The organism is Kitasatospora sp. NPDC059722 (assembly GCF_042733235.1).
Taxonomy (GTDB): domain Bacteria; phylum Actinomycetota; class Actinomycetes; order Streptomycetales; family Streptomycetaceae; genus Kitasatospora.
On the sequence record NZ_JBHWGD010000059.1, the window covers coordinates 13,431 to 18,014 of the forward strand.

4 protein-coding genes and 1 pseudogene are annotated in these 4,584 nt (G+C 76.7%); all 5 read right to left on the minus strand.

All coding sequences use genetic code 11. From position 1 onward, the window contains the following. Nucleotides 1–109: 109 nt before the first annotated feature. Nucleotides 110–1,156 (minus strand): potassium channel family protein, encoded by a 1,047-nt coding sequence (locus ACFV4F_RS30345; RefSeq protein WP_380507171.1) that lies wholly within the window; start codon nucleotides 1,154–1,156, stop codon nucleotides 110–112. A gap of 25 nt (nucleotides 1,157–1,181) precedes the next feature. Continuing rightward, nucleotides 1,182–2,363 (minus strand): molybdopterin molybdotransferase MoeA, encoded by a 1,182-nt coding sequence (locus tag ACFV4F_RS30350; protein ID WP_380507210.1) that lies wholly within the window; start codon nucleotides 2,361–2,363, stop codon nucleotides 1,182–1,184. A gap of 50 nt (nucleotides 2,364–2,413) precedes the next feature. Beyond that, nucleotides 2,414–2,720: pseudogene (locus ACFV4F_RS30355) on the minus strand (DUF6457 domain-containing protein); the annotation flags it as partial. Between the two features lie 111 nt (nucleotides 2,721–2,831). Then, nucleotides 2,832–3,419: a molybdenum cofactor guanylyltransferase gene (locus tag ACFV4F_RS30360; protein WP_380441682.1), complete on the minus strand. Its 588-nt coding sequence runs from the start codon at nucleotides 3,417–3,419 to the stop codon at nucleotides 2,832–2,834. A 16-nt stretch (nucleotides 3,420–3,435) separates the two neighbouring features. After that, nucleotides 3,436–4,380, minus strand: coding sequence for an MBL fold metallo-hydrolase (locus tag ACFV4F_RS30365; protein ID WP_380507173.1), 945 nt, complete (start codon nucleotides 4,378–4,380; stop codon nucleotides 3,436–3,438). Between the last annotated feature and the right edge of the window lie 204 nt (nucleotides 4,381–4,584).

Below are 4,584 nucleotides of genomic sequence, written 5' to 3' on the forward strand. Positions count from 1 at the left end.
CCGCCCCCGCCCGGCCCCCGCCGCGGGCGCTCGTGGGGGAGTCACAGACCGAGACCCCGGCGCCGGGGGCCGCCGAGGGGGCGTTCCCCCCCCCCCCCGGGGCCCCGACTCACCCCGCCGACTTGATGACGATCACCCGGTCGGTGAGCTGGAGCACGGCGGCCTCCGGCTCGGTGTAGTTGATCACCCGCCGGCCGCGGACCACCGCCACCACGAGGTCCTCGCACGCGCGCGGGCTGTGCCCGGCCTCGGCCCGGGTGACCGGCCGCTCGACGACGTCCAGGCCGTTGCCGTAGGTGAGCAGGTCCTCCATGACCGCCCCGGCGTGCGGGCTGAGCATGGACAGCCCGAGCAGCCGGCCGGCCGAACTGGAGCTGGTGACGACGACGTCCGCGCCGCTCTGGCGCAGCAGCGGCGCGTTCTCGTCCTCGCGGACGGCCGCGACCACGGTGGCGGCCTTGTTGAGCTGGCGCGCCGTCAGCGTGACCAGGACGGCGGTGTCGTCCCGCTCGGGCGCGACGACGACCCGGGCGGCCGTCGGCAGCGCCGCGCGCAGCAGGGTGTCGGTGCGGGTGGCGTCGCCGACGACGCCGACGAGCCCGTGCTGGGAGGCGTGTTCGATCACCTTGCGCTGCGGGTCGACGACGACGATCTCGTCCTTCTTGACGCCCTGCCCGAGCAGCGTGTCGCCGGCGCTGCGGCCCTTCGTGCCGTACCCGATCACGACGGTGTGCTCGCGCACGGTGGACCTCCAGCGGTTCAACCGCCACTGCTGGCGGGTGCGTTCGGTGAGCACCTCTAGCGTGGTGCCGACCAGGATGATCAGGAACAGCACGCGCAGCGGGGTGATCACCAGGATGTTGGTGAGCCGGGCGCCCGAGCTGTACGGCGTGATGTCGCCGTAGCCGGTGGTGGAGAGCGTCACGGTCGCGTAGTACGCGGAGTCGAGGAAGTCGAGCCCGCCGCCGGCGTTGTCGTTGTAGCCGTCCCGGTCGAGGTAGACGATCACCGTGGTGGCGACCAGGACGGCGAGCGCGAGCAGCAGCCGCGAGCCGACCTGCCGGACGGCGGGCGCGCTGCGCCGGGCGGGCAGCACGATCCCGGCGTCCGCCCACGGTTCGGTGCCCGGCGCGGGCCCGCGCAGGAGCTTGCTCATGCGCGCCCCTCCTCGGTTCGCCCGCTCACGGAGCCTCCAGCAGCTCGACGAGGTCGCCGGCCTGCGCACCGCCCGGCGGGACGACGGCGAGCGCCTCGGCCCGGGCCAGGCCGCGCAGCATGGCGGGCCCGTCGAAGGCGAGCGGGACGACGCCGTCGGCGGTGCGCCGGACGGGCAGCAGCCGGGTGTCCGTCGGGTGCCCGGCCAGCGGGACGGCGGCGGGCGCGGGGGCCGGGCCGCCGGCGGGCCGGCCGCTGCGGGCGTGCAGCAGCGGCAGCGCGAGCGTGACGGTGCCGGCGACGGCGGCCAGCGGGTTGCCCGGCAGGCCCACCAGGTGGCGACCGCCGGGGAGTTCGCCCGGGAGCCCGCCCGGTGGCAGTTCGGCGAGCAGCATCGGGTGGCCGGGGCGGACGGCGACGCCGTCGACCAGCAGCCGGGCGCCGACCTCGTCGAGCGCGCGGTGCAGGAAGTCGACCGGGCCGGCCGCGGTGCCGCCGGTGGTGACGACGACGTCGGCGGTGGAGTGCCGGAGCGCGTCCCGCAGCAGACCGAAGTCGTCCCGGACGGAGCGGACTTCGGCCACCTCGGCACCGCACGCCCGCAGCCACGGCGCCAGCATCGGTCCGAGCGCGTCCCGGACGAGACCGGGCCCCGGCACCCCGGACGCGACCAACTCGTCACCGAGGACGAGGAGTTCGACGACCGGGCGGCGGCGGACCGGAAGCCGGTCGTGGCCGCAGGCGGCGGCGAGGCCGAGCACCGCCGCGTCGACGGGGGTGCCACCGGGCAGCAATGCCTCGCCCCGGCGGCACTCCTGGCCGCGCGGACGGACGTCCTGGCCGGTGGTCGTCGGCCGGGGACCGCAGTCCCGCAGCAGCGCGCCGTCCGTCGAGCCGTGTTCGCGGCGCAGCACGGCGGTGGCACCGGGCGGCAGTTGGGCGCCGGTGGCGATCTCGACGGCGGTGCCGTCGGCCAGCGGCGCGACGGCGGCCCGCCCGGCCAGCAGCCGCCCGGCGACCCGCCAGGGGCCGGGGCCGGCGACCGCCCAGCCGTCCATGGCGGAGGTGTCGAAGGGGGGCAGGTCGGTGAGGGCGGCCAGCGGCTCGGCGAGCGTGTGGCCGAGGGCGGCGGCGAGCGGCAGCACGACCGGCGGCAGCGGGCGCAGCCCGGCCCGGCGGGCGGTCTCGCGGGCCAGTGGCCAGGCCATGGTGCCGGGCCCGGCCGGGGGCGCGGTCACGGCGGTCTCCTCGACGGCCGTCACGGCCGGCCCGGCCTGTCCGGCGCGTCCGGCGCGTCCGGCGCGCTCCAGCGCTCGGCGAGCACGGCGGTGCGGCGGGCCGCCTCGGCGACGGCCTCGGGGCCGCCGCCCTGCTGGGCGGCCGCGTACCCGATCAGAAAGGCGGTCAGCGGTGCGGCCGGCCTGGCCACCCCGTGCGCGACCACCCGGGTGAGGTCCAACAGGCCACGGACATCGACGTCCAGGTCGATCCCGAGTTCGGCGCGGACCTCCGCGATCCAGTCATCCAGCGTGCGCTCCATGCGCCCCATGCTGCCTGATCGGCGGTTTCCCCGGGATGTTCCCCCGGTGTGCGGGGCGCGTCGTTTCCCTCACGACCCCGCCCGCCGCCTGGTGAGCACCCGTCCGCAGCACCTGTGGCACGGTCCTCTGCTCCCCCTACCTCCCGTCCCGGTCCCACTCGCGGGCCCGTTCCAGGTCCTCCCACGTGTCGCAGTCGTACGCCACGTTGTCCGTGTCCGCGACCAGCAGCCGTCCCAGGCCGCCGGTGAGGCGGCGCAGCGGGAGGCCGGACGGGTCGCCGAGGGCGGCCAGGGCACTGCGCAGGGCGGCGGTGCGGTAGGCGGCGGCGAGGGGCTGGTCGCGGCCGCCGGCGTCCACCAGGACGGCCGCCTCGACCGTCGGTTGCGCGTCGTCGAGGGCGGTGACGAGCCGCTCGACCGTGCGCCGGTCGAGGAACGGCAGGTCGGCGGCGAGCAGCAGCACCGTCGCGGCGTCGACCAGGTCGAGCCCGGCCGCGACGGCGGCGACCGGCCCGCCGCCGGGCGGCTGCTCGCGGGTCCAGCGGACGCCGGTGCGGGTGGTGGGGCGGTCCGGGCCGACCACGACGGTGGTGCGGGCTCCGGTGCAGGCGGCGAGCACCCGGTCGAGCAGGGTGGTCTCGCCGACGGTCAGCCCGGGTTTGTCGGCCCCGCCGAGGCGCCGGGCGGCCCCGCCCGCCGGAACGATCACGTCGTACGGCGTCATGCGGCCAGTATCCGCCCTACCCGGCCGCGTCCTCCTCGTCCTCCTCGTCCTCCTCGCCCTCCACCACATCGTCGTCCCCGTCCGGCGACTCCTCGGCCGCCCGCGCGACGTTCGCCGCCGCGCCCAGCTCCAGGACGACCGGCAGCGTCAGCTCCCCGTACCGCTCGTTCACCGCCGTGACCAGCGCCTCCGCGTCGTCCGGGTGCTCGGCCAGCAGCCGGTCGAAGTCCTGCAGGTACTCGCCGGTGAAGGCGAGCACCCGGGTCGCGTCGTGGCCCTGGTCGGGCGCCCGGTGCCCGGCGATCACCCGGTCGACATCGAGGTCGGCGATGCGTCCGAGGTTGTGGCCCCAGGTGACGCGCTGCGCGGGGGTGGTGTCGGCGGTCCACACGTGGGTGCCGTTGTAGACGAAGTCCCCGGCGATCACGGTGCGGACGCTGGGCACGTGGACGACGGTGGAGTCGCCGCAGTCGCCCTGCCCGAGCATGAGCACGGGGATCACCTGGCGGTCGAGCATCAGCGGCTGCGGCAGCAGCGGGGCCGGGATCAGCGGGTGGTCGGGGATGTCGTCGCCGTACACGGGCTTCCACTGGGCGACCTTGGCGGCGACGGTGCGGTGGATGCCGTCGACGACCGCCGGTGCGGCGAGCAGCTGGGCCTCGGGGAAGAGCTTCAGCACCTCCTCGGCGCCGAAGTAGTGGTCCGCGTGGTGGTGGGTGACGACGATGGCGAGCAGGCGCCGCCCCTTGCCGGCCACCCACTCGGCGAGTTCGCGTCCGGCGCTGCGGGTGAGCTGGGCGTCGACCAGGATCGCGGTGCGCTCGCCGAGGATCAGGGTGGAGGTGGCGAAGAAGGCCGACTCGGGGCCGGTGAAGACATCGATCTCCAGCGGCCGGACGGGCTGTTCCCCGGTCTCCGCGCGGTCCGCGTCGGCGCTCTCCTCGGGCGGGGACGACGTCACGGGTTGCTCCCTCTGGTCGGCGGCCGGGCTCTCTGCGCCCCACCGGTCTGCGCCCTACAGCATGGGAGAACGGGCGCCCGAATACGCGGAAGGCGCGCCCGGGCGGGCGCGCCGTCCGGCGTGGGTCACCACGGCGGGCGGGCCCGGGCTCAGGCGGCGAGGTCCGTGGCCCAGCGGGCGGCGGTCTCCAGCGCGCGGGCCGAG

Excerpts from the sequence above, each read along its gene's own strand:
- ACFV4F_RS30345 (WP_380507171.1), bottom strand. The coding sequence starts at position 1,156 with ATGAGCAAGCTCCTGCGCGGGCCCGCGCCGGGCACCGAACCGTGGGCG.
- ACFV4F_RS30350 (WP_380507210.1), bottom strand. The coding sequence starts at position 2,363 with ATGGCCTGGCCACTGGCCCGCGAGACCGCCCGCCGGGCCGGGCTGCGC.
- ACFV4F_RS30360 (WP_380441682.1), bottom strand. The coding sequence starts at position 3,419 with ATGACGCCGTACGACGTGATCGTTCCGGCGGGCGGGGCCGCCCGGCGC.